At 65.9% G+C, this 21,505-nt stretch carries 19 protein-coding genes and 1 pseudogene; 4 read left to right on the forward strand and 16 right to left on the reverse strand.

Features of this window, described 5'->3' with window-relative positions; translation table 11 throughout:
• Nucleotides 1-11: 11 nt before the first annotated feature.
• From G6N55_RS05425 to G6N55_RS05445, 5 genes are all read right to left on the reverse strand, one after another.
• The gene (locus G6N55_RS05425; protein ID WP_085221823.1) at nt 12-974 is read right to left on the reverse strand and encodes a DUF58 domain-containing protein; all 963 of its coding nucleotides are present in this window, start codon (nt 972-974) and stop codon (nt 12-14) included.
• A complete protein-coding gene (moxR1, locus tag G6N55_RS05430; RefSeq protein ID WP_085221822.1) occupies nt 971-2,098 on the reverse strand; it encodes a chaperone MoxR1 in 1,128 nt (375 codons plus the stop codon). Before moxR1 ends, G6N55_RS05425 begins: the two co-directional genes overlap by 4 nt.
• A 151-nt stretch (nt 2,099-2,249) precedes the next feature.
• A complete protein-coding gene (gene ripB / locus G6N55_RS05435) occupies nt 2,250-2,978 on the reverse strand; it encodes an NlpC/P60 family peptidoglycan endopeptidase RipB (RefSeq protein ID WP_085221821.1) in 729 nt (242 codons plus the stop codon).
• Nucleotides 2,979-2,987: 9 nt separating this feature from the next.
• Complete coding sequence (gene ripA, locus G6N55_RS05440; RefSeq protein ID WP_085221820.1) at nt 2,988-4,427, reverse strand: NlpC/P60 family peptidoglycan endopeptidase RipA; 1,440 nt, start codon at nt 4,425-4,427, stop codon at nt 2,988-2,990.
• 240 nt (nt 4,428-4,667) lie between these two features.
• Nucleotides 4,668-5,231: an Rv1476 family membrane protein gene (locus G6N55_RS05445; protein ID WP_085221819.1), complete on the reverse strand. Its 564-nt coding sequence runs from the start codon at nt 5,229-5,231 to the stop codon at nt 4,668-4,670.
• Nucleotides 5,232-5,433: 202 nt separating this feature from the next.
• Between G6N55_RS05445 and acnA the strand changes: the two genes are divergently transcribed.
• Together acnA and G6N55_RS05455 are read left to right on the forward strand one after the other, a co-directional pair.
• Nucleotides 5,434-8,250, forward strand: coding sequence for an aconitate hydratase AcnA (gene acnA / locus G6N55_RS05450; protein WP_163667178.1), 2,817 nt, complete (start codon nt 5,434-5,436; stop codon nt 8,248-8,250).
• 25 nt (nt 8,251-8,275) lie between these two features.
• Nucleotides 8,276-8,860, forward strand: a complete 585-nt coding sequence (locus G6N55_RS05455; RefSeq protein ID WP_085221817.1) for a TetR/AcrR family transcriptional regulator — start codon at nt 8,276-8,278, stop codon at nt 8,858-8,860.
• A gap of 27 nt (nt 8,861-8,887) precedes the next feature.
• Here the strand turns inward: G6N55_RS05455 and G6N55_RS05460 are convergent, their stop codons facing one another.
• The 4 genes from G6N55_RS05460 to trxA all read right to left on the reverse strand — a co-directional run bounded on the left by G6N55_RS05460 (nt 8,888) and on the right by trxA (nt 12,046).
• Nucleotides 8,888-9,079, reverse strand: coding sequence for a helix-turn-helix domain-containing protein (locus tag G6N55_RS05460; RefSeq protein WP_085221816.1), 192 nt, complete (start codon nt 9,077-9,079; stop codon nt 8,888-8,890).
• A gap of 104 nt (nt 9,080-9,183) precedes the next feature.
• Nucleotides 9,184-10,812 carry an ABC-F family ATP-binding cassette domain-containing protein gene (locus tag G6N55_RS05465; protein WP_085221815.1) on the reverse strand — a complete coding sequence of 543 codons (1,629 nt, stop codon included), beginning with the start codon at nt 10,810-10,812 and terminating at the stop codon, nt 9,184-9,186.
• 24 nt (nt 10,813-10,836) lie between these two features.
• Nucleotides 10,837-11,646: an enoyl-CoA hydratase gene (locus tag G6N55_RS05470; RefSeq protein WP_085221814.1), complete on the reverse strand. Its 810-nt coding sequence runs from the start codon at nt 11,644-11,646 to the stop codon at nt 10,837-10,839.
• Nucleotides 11,647-11,695: 49 nt separating this feature from the next.
• Nucleotides 11,696-12,046 (reverse strand): thioredoxin, encoded by a 351-nt coding sequence (gene trxA, locus G6N55_RS05475; protein ID WP_085221813.1) that lies wholly within the window; start codon nt 12,044-12,046, stop codon nt 11,696-11,698.
• A 253-nt stretch (nt 12,047-12,299) separates the two neighbouring features.
• Here trxA and G6N55_RS05480 point away from each other — a divergent pair, with 253 nt between their 5' ends.
• Entirely contained in the window at nt 12,300-14,129 is a 1,830-nt protein-coding gene (locus G6N55_RS05480; RefSeq protein WP_085221812.1) for an acyl-CoA dehydrogenase, read from the forward strand.
• A gap of 10 nt (nt 14,130-14,139) precedes the next feature.
• Here the strand turns inward: G6N55_RS05480 and G6N55_RS05485 are convergent, their stop codons facing one another.
• Nucleotides 14,140-15,111 carry a YihY/virulence factor BrkB family protein gene (locus G6N55_RS05485; protein WP_085221811.1) on the reverse strand — a complete coding sequence of 324 codons (972 nt, stop codon included), beginning with the start codon at nt 15,109-15,111 and terminating at the stop codon, nt 14,140-14,142.
• A gap of 174 nt (nt 15,112-15,285) precedes the next feature.
• Here G6N55_RS05485 and G6N55_RS05490 point away from each other — a divergent pair, with 174 nt between their 5' ends.
• Nucleotides 15,286-16,020: a DUF5666 domain-containing protein gene (locus G6N55_RS05490; RefSeq protein ID WP_179968121.1), complete on the forward strand. Its 735-nt coding sequence runs from the start codon at nt 15,286-15,288 to the stop codon at nt 16,018-16,020.
• 7 nt (nt 16,021-16,027) lie between these two features.
• Here the strand turns inward: G6N55_RS05490 and G6N55_RS05495 are convergent, their stop codons facing one another.
• The 6 genes and pseudogenes from G6N55_RS05495 to sufB form a co-directional block, all read right to left on the reverse strand.
• On the reverse strand, nt 16,028-16,375 hold the full coding sequence (locus G6N55_RS05495) for a metal-sulfur cluster assembly factor (RefSeq protein WP_085221810.1): 348 nt from the start codon (nt 16,373-16,375) through the stop codon (nt 16,028-16,030).
• A pseudogene (sufU, locus tag G6N55_RS05500) lies at nt 16,356-16,818 on the reverse strand (Fe-S cluster assembly sulfur transfer protein SufU); the annotation flags it as partial. The gene G6N55_RS05495 and the pseudogene sufU, both read right to left, overlap by 20 nt.
• Nucleotides 16,819-16,836: 18 nt before the next feature.
• The gene (locus tag G6N55_RS05505) at nt 16,837-18,090 is read right to left on the reverse strand and encodes a cysteine desulfurase (protein ID WP_085221808.1); all 1,254 of its coding nucleotides are present in this window, start codon (nt 18,088-18,090) and stop codon (nt 16,837-16,839) included.
• Nucleotides 18,091-18,092: 2 nt separating this feature from the next.
• Nucleotides 18,093-18,866 carry a Fe-S cluster assembly ATPase SufC gene (sufC, locus tag G6N55_RS05510; RefSeq protein WP_036468658.1) on the reverse strand — a complete coding sequence of 258 codons (774 nt, stop codon included), beginning with the start codon at nt 18,864-18,866 and terminating at the stop codon, nt 18,093-18,095.
• On the reverse strand, nt 18,866-20,044 hold the full coding sequence (sufD, locus tag G6N55_RS05515) for a Fe-S cluster assembly protein SufD (protein WP_085221807.1): 1,179 nt from the start codon (nt 20,042-20,044) through the stop codon (nt 18,866-18,868). The genes sufC and sufD overlap by 1 nt, the downstream gene beginning before the upstream one ends.
• Entirely contained in the window at nt 20,044-21,495 is a 1,452-nt protein-coding gene (gene sufB / locus G6N55_RS05520; RefSeq protein WP_085221806.1) for a Fe-S cluster assembly protein SufB, read from the reverse strand. Before sufB ends, sufD begins: the two co-directional genes overlap by 1 nt.
• Nucleotides 21,496-21,505: the final 10 nt, after the last annotated feature.

Genomic DNA, 21,505 nt, shown 5'->3' on the forward strand with positions numbered 1-21,505 from the left:
AAAAGCGCGAGTCACTGGCGCCCCGCCATAGCCCCGCGCCGGCGGGACTCCACGAAGCGGACGATGTCGGCGATCCAGTCGCGGTCGGTGCGCAGCGTCAAAACCGGTGCGTCACAACCACGAATCGTGCGGGCCACGTCGGCACGATGCGCCGCGGCCGCCTTGGCGAAGTCGTCGCGCAGTTGCGCGTCGACCGTGAATTCACGGGTCACCCCGGTTTCGGCGTCCTGCAGCACGACGTCACCCACGTCGGGCAGTTCGACATCGCGCGGGTCGAGCACCTCGATGGCCAGCACCTCGTGGCGGGCCGCGATCGCGCGCAGCGGCCGCATCCAGTTGATCGGCCCCAGGAAGTCACTGATGATCACGGCCATTCCACGGCGGCGTTCGGGCCGGCGCAACGCATCGATGGCCACCGCCAGGTCACCGCGCACCCCGACCGGGGCCTTGGGCATGGTCGCGATCGTGCGCAGCAGCGTCTGCTCGTGCTGACGGCCGGACCGGGCCGGCACCCGGACCGTGGTGGCCCCGTTGGTGATCAGCGCACCGAGCCGGTTGCCGCCACCGCTGTTGAGGAACGTGATCGCGGCCGCGGCGGCCACCGCCAGGTCCCGCTTTTCGCAGACCGTGGTGCCGAAGTCGAGGCTGGCCGACATGTCGACGACCATCCAGGTCTCCAGCTCGCGGTCGGCGATCATCTGCCGGACGTGCGGATGGGTGGTGCGCGCGGTGACCGCCCAGTCCATCCGCCGGACGTCGTCGCCGGGCTGATACTCGCGCGACTCCCCCGGCTCCGAACCGGGCCCGGGGATCAAGCCGAGGTGGTCACCGTGCAAGACGCCGTCGAGCTTGCGCCGCACCGTGAGCTCCAGCGTGCGCAGCGCCGCCGACAATTTCGGGTCGTCGATCTGCCCGCGCTGAAACGATGGCGGATGTAGAGCCGCCGACTTGGCGGCGGGGTTCGGATCGGTCACCGATTGCTGGCCACACCCGCAGCCTGCATCACCGGCGGTACCGAATGACCTTGCTGCGGAACGGCATTCACTTGCGGGAGCGAAACGGTCTGCAGGATACGGTTGATCACGATCTCGGGCGAGATCTCGTCGGCCAGCGCGTCATAGGTCAGCACCAAACGGTGGCGCAGCACGTCGGGAATGACCTCGACGACGTCTTGCGGGATCACGTAGTCGCGACCACGCACCAATGCCAGCGAACGGGACGCCGCGATGATGCCCAGCGAGGCACGCGGGGATGCGCCGAACGAGATCCAGGTCTTGACGTCGTTCATGCCGAGCTGCTCGGGATGGCGAGTGGCGGTGACGACGCGCACCACATAGTCGACCAGCGCGTGGTGCACGAAGTTGTTGGCGGCGACGTCCTGCAGCCGCAGCAGGTCGCCGGTGTCCAGGATCTGCTTGGGCTGCGGCGGCTTGACACCCATCCGGTAGATGATCTCGCGCTCTTCCTCGGGCGTCGGGTAGCCGACGTTGATCTTGAACAGGAAGCGGTCGCGCTGCGCCTCGGGCAGCTGATAGACACCCTCGTGCTCGATCGGGTTCTGCGTCGCCATCACCAGGAACGGGTTGGGCAGCGGGAATCGCTTACCACCGATCGACACCTGACGTTCGGCCATGACCTCCAGCAGTGCCGACTGCACCTTGGCGGGCGCACGGTTGATCTCATCGGCAAGCAGGAAGTTGACCACGACCGGGCCGAGCTCGGTGTCGAACTCTTCCTTGCCCTGGCGGTAGATGCGCGTACCGATGATGTCGGTGGGCACCAGGTCGGGTGTGAACTGGATACGCGCGAACGTGCCGCCGACGACCTTCGCGAATGTTTCGACGGCCAGCGTCTTGGCGACGCCGGGCACACCTTCGAGCAGCACATGGCCCTTGGACAGCAGCCCGACCAGCATTCGCTCGACGAGCTGGTCCTGGCCCACGATGATGCGCTTGACCTCGAAGATTGCCCGTTCCAGGGTGTGTACTTCGGCAGCCAATCCGTCGCCGCCACCTGACGGCGCGGCATGGGCTCCGGGACCAGACTGCCCGGCCGGGTAACCACTGGCGCCCGGGGGCGGCCCACCTGCTGCTGTCATCTACAACCCTCCACAGCTCAATAAGACACAACTGCCGTCACGACAAATGTCGTGGGGCAGCGACGTGCCCTTGTCCAACTATTCCAGGCCCCTGGGATTCCGTCGACGTCGCGCTTCGCTGGCGAGCAAACGTCCCGACGGCATTCCGGGGTCAGTACTCGATGATCCTAGTCAGGTACGGCGTCATGCCGGGCTTGCGCACGGCGCTCACGGTCACCTTGCCCGCGCTTCCGGAGGCCTCCAGCATCTGGCCGTTGCCCAGGTACATCGTGACGTGCTGGCCGCCGCCGGGACCGTAGAAGATCAGGTCGCCGCGCCGCGCCTCGCTGGGAGGAATGTGGCGCCCGGCGTTGTACTGGTCGCCGGAGAACCGCGGGATCAGCACGCCCACCCCGGCGAACCCGTACCGCATCAACCCCGAGCAGTCGAATCCGGTGATGTTAGCGCCGTCGTCGATGCCCTTGCTCGGACCCTGCAGCGAGCCGCCACCCCACGAGTACGGCACCCCCATCTGGGAGCCCATCCGCCGGATCACGTACTCGATGGCCTGACGGCCGTTCGCGCGCGGGATCTTTGCGCCCGGGTTGGTGGGCGTGGCGGAGGCGGCGGGAGCGGGATCACCCAGGATGTTGATCCCGAGACCGCCGAGGAATTGCCTGCCCAGGTCCATCGTGGTCTGGGTGGCCTGCGCAGTCGCCTGCAACGAGGCGTTGGCGACGGCCAGCGGGTCGCCCGGGGCGCCGGCACTGATCGTGGCCGGCAGCGTCGGATCCCAGGCTCCGGGGTCGGCGTTGGACGGAGCGGCGACAGACAACATCAGCCCGGTCACCATAGCGGTGACCCAGACCAGGTTGATGACGCGAAAACGCTTCTGCCGCATAGCTCCTCGTTAGTAGTCGATGTAGCGGACCACGTAGGGCGTCATGCCGCTGGTGCGCACGGGCGCAACGCGCACCTTCAAGCCGATGTCGGGGGCCTCGAGCATCTGGCCTTGACCGAGGTAGATCGTCACGTGCTGGCTACCGCCCGGGCCGTAGAAGATGACGTCGCCGCGGCGCATTTGGGAGGACGGGATCTTGCGACCCAGGTTGTACTGCGAACCCGAGTAGTGCGGCAGCTTGATGCCCACCCCGGCGAACGAGTACAGGACCAGGCCCGAGCAGTCGAAGCCGGTGATCCCGGCACCCGAGTCGATTCCCTTACTCGGGCCGGCCGCGTTGCCGCCGCCCCAGGAGTAGGGCACGCCGATCTGCGACATACCGCGGCGGATCACGTATTCGGAGGCCTGCCGACCGTAGACCCGCGGAATGCGTCCTCCGACCCCACCCGGTGTGGCGTTGGTGATCCCGGTGTCGTCGGGCTTGAGAATGCCGATCGACTGCAGGAAACCCTTCCCCATTTGCGCGGTCACCTGAGTGGAGGTGGCCGAGATGCCCAGCACCTGGTTGATCACCGCGACCGGGTCACCCGGCACGTTGGCGCTCGGCACCATGGGAAGCGTGGGATCCCAACCGTCCCAATGCCGGCCCCCGGACGGGGGTGCACCCGCCGGCGCTCCCGGATCCCACCGGTCGCCCGACGTCGGCACACCGGGGTCTCCCGCGCCGGTCGACCAATGCGCGGACGCGAGTTGCGCCTGCTGAAGTTTGGCCTGAGCCGCGTCTCGCTCGGCGGCCAGGCGGATGATCTGCTCACGCTGTTGTTCGAACTTGTGCTTCGAGTTGGTCAGTGCGGCGACCGCGGCGTCCTGGCTGGATTTCGCGTCGGCAGCGGCCTTTTCGGCTTTCTGCTTGGCCAGCCGGGCCGCGGACTCCTTGTTCACCTGCTCGGTGCGCGCCCGCTGCAGGTTGTCCATCACCGTCTGGGAGCTGGCCGCCAGGGTCCGCGAAGCGCTTTCGGTGGCGATGATGTCCTCGGGACTCCGCGCGGTCAGGTAGCTGCCCGACGGACCATTCATATAGGTGGCCGCCGCGAAGGTGTCGAAACGGCGTTGGGCCGCAGCGATTGCCGCGTTGGCATCCCTGACCGATTGCCGGCTGACCTCGAGGTCGTGCTGCGCGGCGGTCACGTTGTCCCGTGCGGTCTCCACATCGACCAGGGCCTTGTTGACGGCCTCTTGCTCGCCCTGGATTTCGGCGCTCAGGTCTTCCAGACGCTGGTTGGCTTTGGCGACGTTGGCGATCAGCGCGCCGAGGCCCTCGGCGTTCGGATCAGCCTGCGCCAGACCCGCAGTGGTGACGAGCACGGCCACACTCAGGATCGTTGGAATGACCGGACGGACCAGCCTGGCGAAGGGTCGCGCAGCAGAGCCCCGGCGTGTGAGTCTCATTCGACTTAGCTCCCCTTGGGCTTAGCGCGGAAGGCGGCGCCAGCCCCATTTTTCACTACAAGCGCCAAAGACAACACGAGCATCATTTGCACCGTACGTCACAGTGGTCGCCGGGGAAATGCTCGTCACAAATCGCAACCCTCTACGTGCGTTTAATGTGACCGAACGGTGATCTGCCCGATTTGCCGTGTGGCAAGGCGAGTTCGACCCGGCGAAATCGGCCGAGTCGGATACAGGTGGTTAGACGCCCTTGGCAGGCTCGCCGGCGTGGGCGTCGCCCGCCTCGACCGGGGTTGCTGAACGCCTACTGCGCAACTGCAGGAACCGGGCGCCGACGGCCGCGGCGAGCACACCGATAAGCAGGAAAATAGTCAGCCCGGTCCAGGGGAATTCGGGGGTTTCCAACTCGTGCAAAAAGTGCTGTGCCGAGACCACCGGGTTGCCCGTTTTGGCAATGTCTTCGCCGGCCTCGAGAGTGACCCGCGGGAACTGCGTGCTGTAGGTGCCGACGAAGTTCGGGCTGAGCGTCAGGACCGTGGCGTCGTGATAGTCGGCGCCGACCACGGTGGAGATGTCGCGCAGCGGCGTGTCGTTGGGCGGGTTGTGGTCGAGCAAAACGATTTTCAGGTTGATGCCCGCCGCATGAGCGTGGTTGACCACGTCGAGCAGGGCCGGCATCGCCTCGGGTGGCGCGCTGACCCCGGAGGCGGCAACCTGTGCCTTGACCACCGTCATGTCGACGTCTTGCGGAATGTAGGCGGGCAATGCCGGGATCGTCTGGACGAAAGCGTCGTGCCCGGTCAAGGTGTCCCTCCTGCGCTCGAAACAGCCCAAGTGCTACAGGCACCGTACGCGAACAGTAGGGAAAAGGGGTTTCAACCCGGCCCCGACCCGACAACACTGAAAATTAGCGGGCCGCTGTATTACAGGACAAGCGTACTGTTAGAGTTGCACCGCACCGCCGACACGGCCCGTCGGTGGCAGAACTTAATCCCAGGGAGTTGATGTGACTAGCCAAGAATCTGTGAACTCGTTCGGAGCTCGCGACACCCTGAAGGTCGGCGACAACAGCTATACGATCTACCGGCTCGACGCGGTCCCCAACACCGAGAAGCTCCCCTACAGCCTCAAGGTTCTTGCCGAGAATCTGCTGCGCAACGAAGACGGCGCCAACATCACCAAAGACCACATCGAGGCCATCGCGAACTGGGATCCCAAGGCGGAGCCCAGCATTGAGATTCAGTACACGCCGGCTCGCGTGGTCATGCAGGACTTCACCGGCGTGCCGTGCATCGTCGACCTGGCCACGATGCGAGAGGCCGTCGCCGACCTGGGCGGAAAGCCGGACAAGGTGAACCCGCTGGCGCCGGCCGACCTGGTGATCGACCACTCGGTGATCGCCGACCTGTTCGGCACCGCCGACGCGTTCGAGCGCAACGTCGAGATCGAGTACGAGCGCAATGGGGAGCGCTATCAGTTCCTGCGCTGGGGCCAAGGCGCGTTCGACGACTTCAAGGTGGTGCCGCCGGGCACCGGCATCGTGCACCAGGTCAACATCGAGTACCTGGCCAGCGTGGTGATGGAGCGCAACGGAGTCGCCTACCCGGACACGTGTGTGGGCACCGACAGCCACACCACGATGGTCAACGGGCTCGGCGTGCTGGGCTGGGGCGTCGGCGGCATCGAGGCCGAGGCCGCGATGCTCGGCCAGCCGGTGTCGATGCTCATCCCGCGCGTCGTCGGGTTCAAGCTGACCGGCGAGATTCAGGCCGGTGTCACGGCCACCGACGTTGTGCTGACGGTCACCGAAATGCTGCGCAAGCACGGCGTGGTCGGCAAATTTGTCGAGTTCTACGGCGAGGGTGTGGCCGAGGTGCCGTTGGCCAACCGCGCCACCCTGGGCAACATGAGCCCCGAATTCGGTTCCACCGCAGCGATTTTCCCGGTCGACGAAGAGACCATCAAGTACCTGGAGTTCACCGGCCGCAAGCCCGAGCAGCTGGCGCTGGTCGAGGCCTACGCCAAAGAGCAGGGCATGTGGCACGACCCCAAGCACGAGCCCGCATTTTCGGAATATCTGGAACTGGACCTGTCGGACGTGGTGCCGTCGATCGCGGGCCCGAAGCGTCCACAGGACCGAATCGTGTTGTCCGAAGCCAAGTCCACGTTCCGCAAGACCATCCCCAGCTATGTCGGCGACGACCCCGACAAGCAGGAATATTCGAAGCTTGACGAGGAGCTCGACGAGACGTTCCCCGCGAGCGACCCGGGCCAAGTGACCAACGGCCACGCCGACGATCGCGCCCCGGTGCAGTCGGCCGCCGCGCACTCGAAGGGCCGGGTGAGCAACCCGGTGGCGGTAAAGACGGAGGCGTACGGCGACTTCGTGCTCGACCACGGCGCGGTGGTGATAGCCGCGATCACGTCGTGCACCAACACCTCCAACCCCGAGGTGATGCTGGGCGCCGCACTGCTGGCCCGCAATGCCGTCGACAAAGGACTGGCATCGAAGCCGTGGGTGAAGACCACGATGGCTCCGGGCTCCCAGGTGGTCAACGACTACTACGACAAGGCCGGCCTGTGGCCCTATTTGGAGAAGCTCGGCTTCTACCTGGTCGGCTACGGCTGCACCACCTGCATCGGTAACTCCGGCCCGCTGCCCGAGGAAATCTCAAAGGCGATCAACGACAACGACCTTTCGGTGTCGGCGGTGCTGTCGGGCAACCGGAACTTCGAGGGCCGCATCAACCCTGACGTGAAGATGAACTACCTGGCCTCACCGCCGCTCGTCGTCGCCTACGCGTTGGCCGGAAGCATGGATTTCGACTTCGACTCCCAGGCACTCGGCAAGGACAAAGAAGGCAACGACGTCTTCCTCAAAGACATCTGGCCGTCGCAGCGCGACGTCTCCGACACCATCGCCTCGGCGATCAGCCAGGAGATGTTCACGAGGAACTACGCCGACGTGTTCAAGGGCGACGAGCGCTGGCAGAATCTGCCGACCCCGAGCGGCAACACCTTTGAGTGGAACCCGGATTCGACCTACGTGCGCAAGCCACCGTACTTCGAGGGCATGTCCGCCGAACCGGAGCCGGTCAAGGACATCAGCGGGGCGCGGGTGCTGGCACTGCTCGGCGATTCGGTGACCACCGACCACATCTCGCCCGCGAGCAGCATCAAACCGGGCACCCCGGCCGCGCAGTACCTCGACGAGCACGGCGTCGAGCGCAAGGACTACAACTCCTTCGGATCGCGGCGCGGAAACCATGAGGTGATGATTCGCGGCACGTTCGCCAATATCCGCTTGCGTAACCAACTGCTCGACGACGTCTCCGGCGGATACACCCGCGACTTCACGCAGGACGGCGCCCCGCAGGCGTTCATCTACGACGCCGCGCAAAACTATGCGGCAGAAAACATTCCGCTGGTTGTGCTGGGCGGCAAGGAGTACGGATCCGGGTCGTCGCGGGACTGGGCGGCCAAGGGCACGGCGCTGCTGGGGGTGCGGGCGGTGATCACCGAGTCGTTCGAACGTATCCACCGCTCCAACCTGATCGGCATGGGCGTCATACCGCTGCAGTTCCCCGAAGGCGAGTCGGCGAAATCGCTGGGCCTCGACGGCACCGAGGTGTTCGACATCACCGGGATCGAGGCGCTCAACGGCGGCAAGACGCCGAAGACGGTGCACGTCAAGGCCAGCAAGGATGCTGGGGACATCGAGTTCGACGCGGTGGTACGTATTGACACCCCCGGTGAGGCCGACTACTACCGCAACGGCGGCATCTTGCAGTACGTACTGCGCAACATGCTCAAGTCCGGCTAGTCCAAGCCGAACCACGCCCCGGCCCATGCCAAAAGTCAGCGAGGACCATCTGGCGGCTCGCCGCCGCCAGATCCTGGACGGTGCGCGTCGTTGCTTCGCCCAACACGGCTACGACAGGGCCACCGTCCGGCGGCTGGAGCAGTCGATCGGGATGTCGCGCGGTGCGATCTTCCACCACTTCCGGGACAAGGACGCACTGTTTTTCGCGCTCGCGCACGAGGACGCCGAGCGGATGGCCGACGTCGCGTCCCGCGAGGGTCTCATCCAGGTGATGCGCGACATGCTTGCCGCGCCCGAGCAGTTCGACTGGTTGGCGACCCGGCTGGAGATCGCGCGCAAGCTGCGCAACGACCCCGCGTTCAGCCGCGGATGGTCGGAGCGTTCCGCGGAACTGGCAGCGGCGACACACGATCGACTGCAACGACAGAAGCAAGCACACCGGGTGCGCGACGACGTACCCGGTGACGTGTTGCAGTGCTACCTGGAACTGGTCCTGGACGGATTGGTGGCCCGACTGGCCTCCGGGGAAGATCCGCAGCGGCTGTCCGCCGTGCTCGACCTGGTCGAGAACTCGGTGCGCCGCAACGATTCTGGACCTTCTGGGCCGTAGCAACCAGCCGCGGCCGGAGGACGCGTGCTAGCGGTGGCGAGCCGTGTGGTTGGGGCCGCCGCGACTGCGCATCGGGGTACCCGACTCGCGCAGCATGCTATGAATCGACCCATAGGACCTGCCGGTGTTCGCAACGAGCGTCCGAATGCTCGCCCCGCCTTCGTACGCATTGCGCAGCTCGTCAATCAACTCGGCGCGCATCTCTTTCGACTTTGGCACTGACCCCTCCACGCTTGAAACTCAAACCCAAGCACCAAGAGTAAGAACCCGTCGGCAAACGCGTGTCGATTTCGCCGAATTTGCGCGAGATGAGTTAGGTGGCCTCAGGCGAGCTCGATCAGATCCCGGTAGTCCTCGGACCAATAGTCCTCGGTGCCGTCGGGCAACAGGACGACGCGTTGCGGGTCGAGGGCTTCTGCCGCACCCGGATCGTGGGTCACCAACACCACCGCGCCTTGATAGCTGCGCAGTGCGTCGAGCACCTGTTCGCGCGACGCGGGATCCAGATTGTTCGTCGGTTCGTCCAGCAGCAAGACGTTCGCCGTGGATGCGACCAGGCCGGCCAGCGCGAGCCGCGTCTTCTCGCCACCGGACAGGGTGCCGGCCGGTTGATCGAGCTGCGGGCCGCTGAACATGAATGCCCCCAGCAGGCCGCGCAGGTCCTGCTCACCCGACTCGGGTGCGGCGTGCCGGATGTTCTCCCACACGGTCGCGTCGTTGTCGATGGTGTCGTGCTCCTGCGCGAAATAGCCCATCCGCAAACCGTGTCCGGGCTCCAGCCCGCCGGTGTCGGGCGTCTCGGCGCCGGCCAGCAGCCGCAGCAGCGTCGTCTTGCCCGCGCCGTTGAGCCCCAGCACCACCACCCGGGAGCCCCGGTCGATCGCCAGGTCGACCCCGGTGAACACCTCGAGCGATCCGTAGGACTTGCTCAGCCCCTTGGCCACCAGCGGGGTGCGCCCGCACGCGGCCGGGGTCGGAAACTTGATCCGGGCCACCCGGTCGGCGACGCGTTCCTCGTCGAGAGAGGCCATCATCCGATCGGCACGGCGCAACATGTTCTGGGCCGCAACGGCTTTGGTGGCCTTCGCACCAAGTTTGGCCGCCTGCGAGCGCAATGCGGTGGCCTTGCGTTCGGCGTTGGCGCGTTCGCGCCGGCGCCGCTGTTCGTCCGTGGCCCGCGCGTCGAGATACTTCTGCCACGTCATGTTGTAGACGTCGACCTCGCCGCGCACGGCGTCCAGGAACCACACCCGGTTGACGACGTCGGCGAGCAAGTCGACGTTGTGGCTGATGACCACCAGGCCGCCGGTGTGCGACCGCAAGAAATCCCGCAGCCAGCCAAGCGAATCCGCATCCAGGTGGTTGGTCGGTTCGTCGAGCAGCAGCGTGGTCGACGATCCCGCACCGGTGTCGGAGGCGGCGAACAGGATTCGCGACAGCTCCACCCGGCGGCGCTGACCACCGGACAGGGTGCGCAGTTGCTGCGTCATGACCCGTTCCGGCAGACCGAGACTCGCGCAGATTCGGCCGGCTTCGCTTTCGGCGCCATAGCCACCCAGTGCGACGAACCGCTCCTCCAGTTGCCCGTAACGACGGATCGCGCGGTCGCGCGCCTCATCGTCGGCAACCTCGGCCATCAACGCCTGCTGCTTCTCCAGATCGGTGAGCAGCACGTCGAGTCCGCGAGCCGACAGCACCCGGTCGCGGGCCAGCACGTCGAGATCGCCTTCTTTGGGATCCTGTGGCAGGTAACCGATTTCGCCGGTGCGGGTGAGCGACCCGGCATACGGTTCGCTTTCCCCGGCCAGGATGCGCAGCGTCGTGGTCTTGCCCGCTCCGTTGCGCCCGACCAGCCCGATGCGGTCGCCCGGCTGAATCCGGAGATCCGGGCCGTCGGGTGAGAGCAAGATGCGCGCGCCAGCGCGGACCTCAAGGTCCGTAGCCGTGATCACGATCGCTCTCCTCGATACCAGTCGTTATTTGTCGTCGGTGAACACCGGGGGCCGCCGCTCTGCACGCGCGGTAACCGCTTCTTCGAAGTTCGCGGTGAGCAGACGGACGAAAAGCTGTCCCAAGCCTTCGGCTTGCATGTGCCCTTCCAGGCTACCGGCGTCCAGTCCACTCCACAGTGTGCGTTTGGTCAATTCGATTCCGGGCCGCGAGAACGCGGCGATCCGCGCGGCGATCGCGTAGCAGGTGTCCAGCAGCTGGCCCTCGGGCACCTGGCAGGACACCAGCCCGATGCGCTCGGCCTCCTCGGCGGTGACATCGCGACCGGTCAGCATGATCTCGAATGCCCGCGACGCGCCGATGGCCCTGGGCAGCAGGTAGGACAGCCCCAGTTCGCTGGCGGTCAGCCCGTTGTTGATGCCCGCGGCCCGGAAATAGGCATTGGTCGAGGCCACCCGGATGTCGGCGGCCAGCGCCAGGCACAGCCCACCGCCGATGGCGGCGCCGTTGACCGCGGCGATGACCGGCTGATGCAGGCGCCGCAGCGCCAGGATGACGTCGTCGAGCAGCTCCATCGAGCGCAGCGCGTACGTCGGCCGGGTCAGCCCGTCAACGTTCGGCACCGTGCCCGCGGACTTGTGATCGGCGCCCGAGGAGAATCCCCGACCCGCCCCGGTCAGCACCACGACCCGCACGGAGTTGTCGTAAGTGACCTCTTCCAGGGCCGCCTTCAACGGCACCATGACATCGAACGCCATGGAATTCATCCGCTCGGGCCGGTTGAGGGTTATCAGGGCGACGCCGGGCCGCGAGTGTTCAACGAGTACCAAACTCACCCGTGAACGGTATCGCGGCCGTTGCTAGAGACCTATTCGGCGGCGCGCCTCAGGCTTGATCTGCCTGAGCCGCCTCGACGTCGAAGTCCCTGATTTGCTGCACCAGGTCTTCCAGCGCCGCCGGCGGCAGCGCACCCGGCTGGTTGAACAGCAGTTTGCCCTTCTTGAAGGCCATCAGCGTCGGGATGGACCGAATCTGGGCAGCGGCGGCCAGCTGCTGTTCGGCCTCGGTGTCGACCTTGGCGTGCACGATGTCGGGGTGCTTCTCCGACGACGCCTGGAAAGTCGGCCCGAACTGGCGGCATGGCCCGCACCAGGAAGCCCAGAAGTCGACCAGCACGATGTCGTTGTTCTCGATGGTCGCGTTGAACTGCTCGGCAGTGAGATCCTGTGTAGTCACGTTTCGCCTAACGCCGGGTACTGCTCGGATGTTCCCTCATACTGCTCCGGCCAGCGGTGATTGGCCAGCTCGACGGTGTGTGCCGCATCACCCGGAGGGCCACGCCGGCCGCTCTTCCCAATGAAGAGTTGGGTTTTCGTTTGCGGGGCGACAACGGCCGGTGCCCCGAGGTTACGGTTGCGGAGGGTTTCCCCGCTCGGAGACACTTAGGGCTGTTGATCCGTCGCCGGACGGACCAGTCGAGGGAGATGTCTTGGGTCACTACATCGCCAACGTCCGTGATCTCGAGTTCAACATCTTCGAAGTTCTCGAGGTGGGCGCGATTCTGGGCGCCGGGCAGTACAGCGAGCTGGACGCCGACACGGTGCGGACCATCTTGTCCGAAGCCGCCCGCCTGGCCGAAGGTCCGGTCGCCGAAACCTTCGCGTTCGCCGACCGCAATCCGCCGGTCTTCGATCCCAATGCGCACACGATCAGCGTCGCGCCCGAGTTGGCCAAGACCGTGCAGGCGATCAAGGACGCCGAGTGGTGGCGCCTCGGCCTGGCCGAGGACATCGGCGGCATGCCCGCGCCGCCGCCGCTGGCGTGGGCGGTCAATGAGATGATCTTCTGCGCCAATCCGTCCGCGAGCTTCTTTTGCCTGGGACCCTTTATGGCGCAAGCGCTTTACGCCGAGGGCGACGAGGAGCAGAAGCGTTGGGCGGCCGAGGGCGTCGAGCGCGGCTGGGCGGCGACGATGGTGCTCACCGAACCCGACGCGGGCTCCGACGTCGGTGCGGGCCGCAGCAAGGCCATCGAGCAACCGGACGGCACCTGGCACATCGAGGGCGTCAAGCGGTTCATCTCCGGCGGTGACGTCGGCGACACCGCCGACAACGTCTTTCATCTGGTGTTGGCCCGCCCGGAGGGTGCCGGCCCCGGCACCAAGGGGCTGAGCCTGTTCTACGTGCCCAATTACCTCTTCGACCCCGACACGTTCGAACTCGGCGCCCGCAACGGAGTTTTCGTCACGGGGCTGGAACACAAGATGGGCATCAAGTCCTCCCCCACCTGCGAGCTGACCTTCGGCGCCACGGACGTACCGGCCGTGGGCTATCTGGTCGGCGGCGTGCACAACGGGATCGCGCAGATGTTCACCGTGATCGAGCACGCCCGCATGACGATCGGCGTCAAGGCCGCCGGCACGCTTTCCACCGGCTACCTCAACGCACTTGCCTACGCCAAGGAGCGGGTGCAGGGTGCCGATCTGACCCAGATGACCGACAAGACCGCACCGCGGGTCACGATCATGCACCACCCCGACGTGCGCCGCAGCCTGATGACCCAGAAGGCCTACGCCGAAGGACTGCGGGCGCTCTACATGTATGCCGCGGCGCATCAGGATGATGCTCTCGCACAACAGGTTTCGGGCGCCGATCACGAGATGGCGCACCGCGTAGACGATCTGCTGCTGCCCATCGTCAAGGGCGTGAGCTCCGAGCGGGCCTACGAGATACTGACGGAGTCGTTGCAGACCCTCGGCGGCTCGGGCTTCCTGCAGGACTACCCGCTCGAGCAGTACATCCGCGATTCCAAGATCGATTCTCTCTACGAGGGCACCACCGCGATCCAGGCCCTGGACTTCTTCTTCCGCAAGATCGTTCGCGACCACGGCGCGGCACTGCAGTTCGTGACCGCCCAGATCAGCCGGACCATCGATGACTGCGACGAGGCGCTCAAATCGCAAGCACAGGCGGTCCAATCCGCCCTCGACGAGGTGACGTCGATGACGGGCGCGCTGACCGGATACCTGATGTCGGCAACTCAGCAACCCACCGAGATTTACAAGGTGGGGCTGGGATCGGTGCGCTACCTGCTCGCGGTCGGCGACCTGCTCATCGGCTGGCGACTGCTGGTACAGGCCGGGGTTGCGCACGCCGCGCTGGCCGACAACCCCGACGAGAAAGACGTGGCGTTCTACCAGGGCAAGATCGCGACGTCGGCGTTCTTCGCCAAGAACATGCTGCCGAAACTGACCGCGCTGCGCCGCGTCATCGAATCCATCGACGACGACGTCATGCGCATTTCCGAAGACGCGTTTTGACCTCTCGGCGTTACGGCGTCACCGGTCTGTTGACGTCGTTGAACCGCACGATCACGCGCTCGAGGCGTTTGACGCGTTCGGCTTTCGCCCTGTTGGCGTAGATGCGGCGATCGGCCGGCGTGAGTTCGGCGTCGTCGCTGAAAGCGCTCAGCAGTGCGCGCGGGTACAGCTGCTCGACCAGGACGACGTTCATCTCCGCGCACAGCACCAGCGTCGTCGACACCAGATACAGGAAGGCAAGCAAACCCAGCACCAACGCGAAAATGCTGTTGGTGGCACTGGCGGTTTTGACGGTGTGCTGAATATAGCCGGCGCCGAACCACTGCAATATCTGCCAAATGAACGCTGCCGCAACGGCTCCCGGCAGCACCTGCCGGTAGGTGAGTTCCTTCGCGGTGGTCACCCGAAATGCCACCAGGCAGATCAGCGCGTTGATCGCCACCGTCGTCAGCGTGATACCGATCTTGCCGAAGACGCCCAGCTCCCCGGTCGTCTGCGCGATCCCGGACAGGACGGTGGCCGCAAGCGCCGCCGAACCCAGCACGAACAGCAATAAGAAGCTGCGCACCCGGGCCCGAATCGGGTTGGGGCGCTTGTGCTTCGGCACGGCCCACACCGAGTCCATCGCGTTCTGCACGGCTTGGCCGACGCCCAGACCACCGTAGAGCGCGCCGAGGATTCCGACGACGACGGCGACCGTGCCGCCGCTGAGGCCCGCGGGCTGATGCAGCTGACTGCCGATCACCGGGAACTGGCTCAGGGTGCTGTGCAGCACCTGCTCTTGCAGATCGGGACGACCGGCGAGCACCACACCCAGCCCGGTGGTCAACAGCAGCATCATCGGGAACAGCGACACGAAGCCGTAGTAGGTGATCAGCGCGGCCAGATAGCCGCCCTGATCATCGAGGTATTTGTAAATGACGGCAACGGTCACACTCACGCCGCGGTTGCGTCGCTGCAAATCGTCCAACCAGCCGACCATTGTCGATCACACATCCCCCCGGAAACCGACACCCAGTGGAAATCGGTTGAGCGGGGCATACCCCGATTCGCCGGCCACCAACCGCGCCCGTCGGCGGGGCATCTCATAGCTCGGCCACAGCTGGATCCGGTAGACCCGTCGTTGGGACCACCGCACGATTGGAGAGACACCTTGATGTCTGTCAGCTCTCGGCTCACCCGATTCGCGTTGCTCGCCGTCACCGGAGTCGCCGCGGTATCCCTCGCGGCATGTGGTTCGTCGAATACATCGAGCCCCGGTTCATCAAGTCCTGCGGCGTCACCGTCGGCGCCGTCCACCTCGCCACCGGCGACCGGCCAGGCCCGGGTGCGCGGCCTGATCGCATCGGTGTCGGGAACCACCGCCGAGGTCACGCAGGAAAAGGGCAATGCCGCCGTGGTTTTCACGCCGTCGACGAAGGTCACCGAGGTCACCACGGCCACGCTGAGTGACGTCACGTCCGGCAGTTGCGTTACCGTACGGCCCGCGCATCGGGAATCTCAGCCCGGCCAACCCCTCACCGCGGCGTCCGTGCGCGTGAGCCCCGCCGTCGACGGGAAATGCCCGCCGGCCGCACCCGGCGGCGCACCCAAACGAGCGCCCGTGCGAGGTACCGTCGCGTCCATCGCGGGTGACACGATCACCGTGACGAGCATCGATCCGAGCGGCGCCGGCTCGCAGACGGCCGTGACGGTTACCGATCAGACGCGATACACCAAGCAGGGCGACGCCAATACTCAATCCATCGCGCAGGGCAAATGCATGACGGCGCAAGGCAATCAGGACGGCAGCGGCACGCTACAGGCGACGAGCATCGACCTGCGACCGGCCCACGACGGCAAGTGCGGGGGCGGCCACAAGCCGTCGGGCCACCGCGGGCTCGGCGGCTGAGCGGCGCTCAGACGGTGAAGCCGAGGGCGCGCAACTGTTCGCGTCCGTCCTCGGTGATCTTGTCCGGGCCCCACGGCGGGTTCCACACCCAGTTGATCCGCAGGTCGTTGACCAGCCCGCTGCCGACCAGCGCGCTGCGGGACTGGTCTTCGATCACATCGGTCAGCGGACAGGCCGCCGACGTCAGCGTCATGTCGATGGTTGCGACCTTTCCTTCGTCGCCCTGTTCGACGTTGAGGCCGTAGACCAACCCCAGATCGACGACGTTGATCCCCAGCTCGGGGTCGACGACGTCGCGCATCGCCTCTTCGAGGTCGGCGAGAAATTCCTCGTCGGGTGCGGTGGTTTCGCTCATCGTTGGTCCTCCTCGAAAGCATGGCTGGCTTGGGCCAGTGCGTCTTTGCAAGCCATCCACCCCAGCAGAGCACATTTCACCCGGGCCGGGTACTTGGCTACGCCGGCGAAGGCGACGCCGTCGCCCAGGACATCCTCGTCGCCCTCGACCGTTCCCCGCGACGACACCATTTCGGTGAACGCGGTGATGGTCTTGAGCGCTTCCCCCACGCTCTGACCGATCACCTGCTGGGTCAGCACCGAGGTGGCCGCCTGGCTGATCGAACAGCCCTGCCCGTCATAGGAAACGTCAGCGACGGTCTGACCGTCGTCGGACAACGTCACGCGCAGCGTGACCTCGTCGCCACAGATCGGGTTCACGTGGTAGACCTGCGCGCCGAACGGCTCGCGCAGGCCGCGGTGTTGCGGGCGCTTGTAGTGGTCGAGGATCACGTCCTGATACATCTGCTCCAGACGCACGGGTCACGCTCCACCGAAGAATTCGACGGCCCGGCGCACCCCGGCCACCAGCCGTTCGACCTCGTCGGCGGTGTTGTACACCGCGAACGACGCCCGCGCCGTGGCGGCCACACCGAACCGGCGGTGCAGCGGCAGCGCGCAGTGATGGCCGACCCGCACCGCGACGCCCTCGTCGTCGAGCACCTGCCCGACGTCATGCGCGTGCACACCGTCGACGACGAATGCGACTGGGGAGCCACGGTTTTCCATCGACGTCGGTCCGACGATGCGCACGGCGTCGATACCGGACAGGCCATCGAGGGCCGCGGCCACCAGCTCGTGCTCGTGGGCTTCGACGGCGTCCATGCCGAGGGCCCCGAGATAGCGTGCGGCGGCGGCCAATCCGACGACCTGAGAGGTCATCGGGGTGCCGGCCTCGAACCGCTGCGGGGGCGCCGCATACGTCGTGCCTTCCATCGTGACCGTCTCGATCATCGAACCACCGGTGAGAAACGGCGGCAGCGCCTCGAGCAACTCACAGCGGCCGTAAAGCACCCCGATTCCGTTGGGGCCCAGCATTTTGTGCCCGGAAAAGGCGCCGAAGTCGACGCCGAGGGCATGGAAATCGACCGGCTGGTGCGGCACCGACTGGCAGGCGTCCAGCACGGTCAGCGCGCCCACCGCCTTGGCCCGGGCGACCAGGTCGTCCACCGGGGCCACCGCGCCGGTCACATTCGAGTGATGGCTGAAGGCAACCACTTTGACGCGCTCATCGAGTTCCAGCGAGTCCAGGTCGATGCGTCCGTCGTCGGTCAGGCCGTACCAGCGCAACGTCGCCCCGGTGCGCCGAGCCAGTTCCTGCCACGGAACCAGGTTGGCGTGGTGTTCGAGCTCGGTGATGACGATGACGTCGCCCGGACCGACCGCGCCTTCGAATCGCGTGTCGCCCAGCACATAGGACACCAGGTTCAGCGATTCGGTGGCGTTCTTGGTGAAGATCAGCTCTTGCGCGTCGGCACCGACGAATGCCGCGATGTCGGCCCGGCCCTGCTCGTAGGCGTCGGTGGCCTCTTCCATCAACTGGTGCGCGCCGCGGTGCACCGCGCCGTTGGACGTCAGCAGGAATTCCCGTTCGGCGTCGAGCACCTGCAACGGGCGCTGCGACGTCGCGCCGGAATCCAGGTACGCCAACTGGTTTCCGCTGCGCATGATGCGCTTCAGGATCGGGAAATCAGCACGGATCGCCGCGAGATCCAGTGGAGTCACGGAGGCCGACATCGTTACGCCCCCGTGGCAGCCGATTGTGTGAAGCGCTCGTAGCCATGCTCTTCGAGCTCGTCGGCCAGTTCGGGGCCGCCGGCCTCGACGATGCGCCCGCCGACGAAAACGTGCACGAACTGCGGCTGGATGTAGCGCAGGATTCGGGTGTAGTGGGTGATCAGCAGGACACCGCCGTGCTCGGCTTCGGCGTAGCGGTTCACGCCCTCGCTGACCACCCGCAGCGCGTCGACGTCCAGCCCGGAGTCGGTCTCGTCGAGGATCGCGATCTTGGGCTTGAGCAGCGACAGCTGCAGGATCTCGTGGCGCTTCTTCTCACCGCCGGAAAAGCCTTCGTTCACACTGCGTTCGGAGAACGCCGGATCGATCCCGAGATCGTCCATCGCGCCCTTGACTTCCTTGACCCAGTGCCGCAGCTTCGGTGCCTCACCGCGCACGGCCGCAGCGGCGGTGCGCAGGAAGTTCGACATAGACACCCCGGGCACCTCGATCGGGTATTGCATGGCGAGGAACAAGCCGGCCCGCGCCCGTTCGTCGACGCTCATCGCCAGCACGTCGGTGCCGTCCAGCGTGATCGAGCCGGACGTCACCTCGTATTTCGGGTGCCCGGCGATCGCGTAGGACAGGGTGGACTTGCCGGACCCGTTCGGGCCCATCAGCGCGTGCGTCTCCCCCGACTTCACGGTGAGATCAACACCTTTGAGGATTCCGATGGCCTCGGCCTCATTGGCGGGCGAGACGCTGACGTGCAGATCCTTGACTTCGAGCGTGGTCATCAGTTCTTGATTCCTTCGGTTAACTCAAGTTCGTGTTCGATGGCCTCGGTCAGCCGATCCCGCACGGAAGCCACGGCGATCTTCTGGATGATCTCGGCGAAAAAGCCACGCACGATCAGCCTGCGGGCCTGGTCTTCTGGGATGCCGCGAGCACGTAGATAGAACACCTGCTCGTCGTCGAATCTTCCCGTGGCACTTGCGTGTCCGGCGCCGACGATCTCACCCGTCTCAATTTCGAGATTGGGCACCGAGTCGGCGCGGGCACCGTCGGTCAGCACCAGATTGCGGTTCGCCTCATACGTGTCGGTGCCGGTGGCCTCCGCGCGGATCAGTACATCGCCGATCCATACCGTGTGGGCGTCGGGCCGCTTGGAGTCCGGATCGCCTTGCAGCGCACCCTTGTACAACACGTCCGAGCGGCAGTTGGGGTACGCGTGGTCGACGAGCAACCGGGATTCGAAGTGCTGGCCGTCGTCGGCGAAGTAGGTGCCGAGCAGCTGCGCGTCGCCGCCCGGGGCGGTGAAACGCACCGTCGTCGAGGTGCGAACCAGGTCGCCGCCGAGCGTCACGTTGACGTGGCCGAGCACCGAATCCTTGCCCAGCCGTGCGTGATGCGCGCTGACGTGGACCATGTCGTCGGCCCAGTCGGCGATCCAGATCACCCCGAGGGCGGCCGCATCGCCGACGATGATCTCGACGTTGTCGGCGTAGGTGCCGCTGCCGCGCAGGTCGACGACGACGATGGCGCGGGCGAGTTCTTCGACGCGGATCTGCAGGTGGCCGTAGGCGACCGCACCCTCGCCCGGCCCGGTGACGGCGATCTCGATCGGCTTGGCGACCTCGGTGTCGCGCGCCACGGTCACCACCGTCGCGGAGTTGAACGACGAGAATGCTTGGGCCGCAACACGGTCGGCGGGGACGCCGCCCTGACCCAGCCGCTCGTCGCCGCGGCGCACGGTTTCGGTCCGCACGCCGGGCTGTTCGCCGACCGTGATCGTGGCCTTGCCGTTGGCGACGGCCGAGCCGTCGTGCAGGCCGCGCAACCGCTTCAGCGGGGTGAATCGCCACAGCTCGTCGCGGCCGCCGGGCACCTCGAAGGCGTCGACATCAAACGAACTGAACTGCTCGCCCTTGTTCTTGATGATCCCTTCGGCAGCTTCAGTGAGATTCTGAACCACTATCCGACAGCACCTTCCATCTGCAGCTCGATCAGCCGATTGAGCTCCAGTGCGTATTCCATCGGCAGTTCCTTGGCGATGGGCTCGACGAAGCCGCGCACGACCATCGCCATCGCCTCGTCCTCGGTCATGCCGCGGCTCATCAGGTAGAACAGCTGGTCCTCGCTGACCTTGGACACGGTGGCCTCGTGACCCATCGTGACGTCGTCCTCGCGGATGTCGACATACGGATAGGTGTCGCTGCGGCTGATCGTATCGACAAGCAGCGCATCGCATTTCACGCTGGAGCGCGATCCGTGGGCACCCTTGTTCACCTGCACCAGGCCGCGGTAGGACGCGCGGCCACCTCCGCGTGCCACCGACTTGGAGACGATGTTGCTCGACGTGTTGGGCGCCAGGTGCAGCATCTTGGCGCCGGTGTCCTGGTGCTGGCCCTCGCCGGCGAACGCCACCGACAGCACCTCGCCCTTGGCGTACTCGCCGGTCATCCAGACCGCCGGGTACTTCATCGTCACCTTCGACCCGATGTTGCCGTCGACCCACTCCATGGTGGCGCCCGCTTCGGCCCGGGCCCGCTTGGTGACCAGGTTGTAGACGTTGTTCGACCAGTTCTGAATGGTCGTGTAACGGCAACGGCCACCGGGCTTCACGATGATCTCGACCACCGCGGAGTGCAGCGAGTCGCTCTTGTAGATCGGCGCGGTACAGCCCTCGACGTAGTGCACGTAGGCACCCTCGTCGACGATGATCAGCGTGCGCTCGAACTGGCCCATGTTCTCGGTGTTGATCCGGAAGTAGGCCTGCAGCGGGATATCGACGTGCACGCCCGGCGGCACATAGATGAACGAACCACCCGACCACACAGCGGTATTCAGCGCGGAGAACTTGTTGTCGCCGGCCGGGATCACGCTGCCGAAGTACTTCTTGAAGATCTCCGGGTGTTCCCGCAGGCCGCTGTCGGTGTCGAGGAAGATGACGCCCTGTGCTTCCAGGTCCTCACGGATCTGGTGGTAGACCACCTCGGACTCGTACTGAGCCGCAACGCCCGAGACCAGGCGTTGCTTCTCCGCCTCGGGGATCCCGAGCTTGTCGTAGGTGTTCTTGATGTCGGCGGGCAGGTCGTCCCACGTGGCGGCCTGCTTCTCGGTGGAGCGCACAAAGTACTTGATGTTGTCGAAGTGGATGCCCTCCAGGTTCGAGCCCCAGTTCGGCATCGGCTTCTTGTCGAAGGTGCGCAGCGCCTTGAGCCGGATGTTGAGCATCCACTCCGGCTCGCTCTTCTTCGCCGAGATGTCACGCACGACGGCCTCGGACAGGCCGCGCTGGGCCGAGGCACCCGCGACGTCGGAGTCCGACCAGCCGTAGCCGTACTTGCCCAGGGAAGCGATCGCCTGCTCCTGGGTCAACGGCGCTGCGGTAACCGGGGTGGTTGCCTCTGGCGTGAGTGTCATTCGGACGCTC

Source organism: Mycobacterium florentinum, assembly GCF_010730355.1.
Lineage (GTDB): Bacteria > Actinomycetota > Actinomycetes > Mycobacteriales > Mycobacteriaceae > Mycobacterium > Mycobacterium florentinum.

What these genes read in the sequence shown, in the direction of transcription:
- G6N55_RS05505 (WP_085221808.1), bottom strand. Translation starts at nt 18,090, where the DNA reads ATGTCGGCCTCCGTGACTCCACTGGATCTCGCGGCGATCCGTGCTGAT.
- sufC (WP_036468658.1), bottom strand. Translation starts at nt 18,866, where the DNA reads ATGACCACGCTCGAAGTCAAGGATCTGCACGTCAGCGTCTCGCCCGCC.
- G6N55_RS05485 (WP_085221811.1), bottom strand. Translation starts at nt 15,111, where the DNA reads ATGGTCGGCTGGTTGGACGATTTGCAGCGACGCAACCGCGGCGTGAGT.
- G6N55_RS05490 (WP_179968121.1), top strand. Translation starts at nt 15,286, where the DNA reads ATGTCTGTCAGCTCTCGGCTCACCCGATTCGCGTTGCTCGCCGTCACC.
- sufB (WP_085221806.1), bottom strand. Translation starts at nt 21,495, where the DNA reads ATGACACTCACGCCAGAGGCAACCACCCCGGTTACCGCAGCGCCGTTG.
- ripB (WP_085221821.1), bottom strand. Translation starts at nt 2,978, where the DNA reads ATGCGGCAGAAGCGTTTTCGCGTCATCAACCTGGTCTGGGTCACCGCT.
- G6N55_RS05455 (WP_085221817.1), top strand. Translation starts at nt 8,276, where the DNA reads ATGCCAAAAGTCAGCGAGGACCATCTGGCGGCTCGCCGCCGCCAGATC.
- moxR1 (WP_085221822.1), bottom strand. Translation starts at nt 2,098, where the DNA reads ATGACAGCAGCAGGTGGGCCGCCCCCGGGCGCCAGTGGTTACCCGGCC.
- ripA (WP_085221820.1), bottom strand. Translation starts at nt 4,427, where the DNA reads ATGAGACTCACACGCCGGGGCTCTGCTGCGCGACCCTTCGCCAGGCTG.
- G6N55_RS05495 (WP_085221810.1), bottom strand. Translation starts at nt 16,375, where the DNA reads ATGAGCGAAACCACCGCACCCGACGAGGAATTTCTCGCCGACCTCGAA.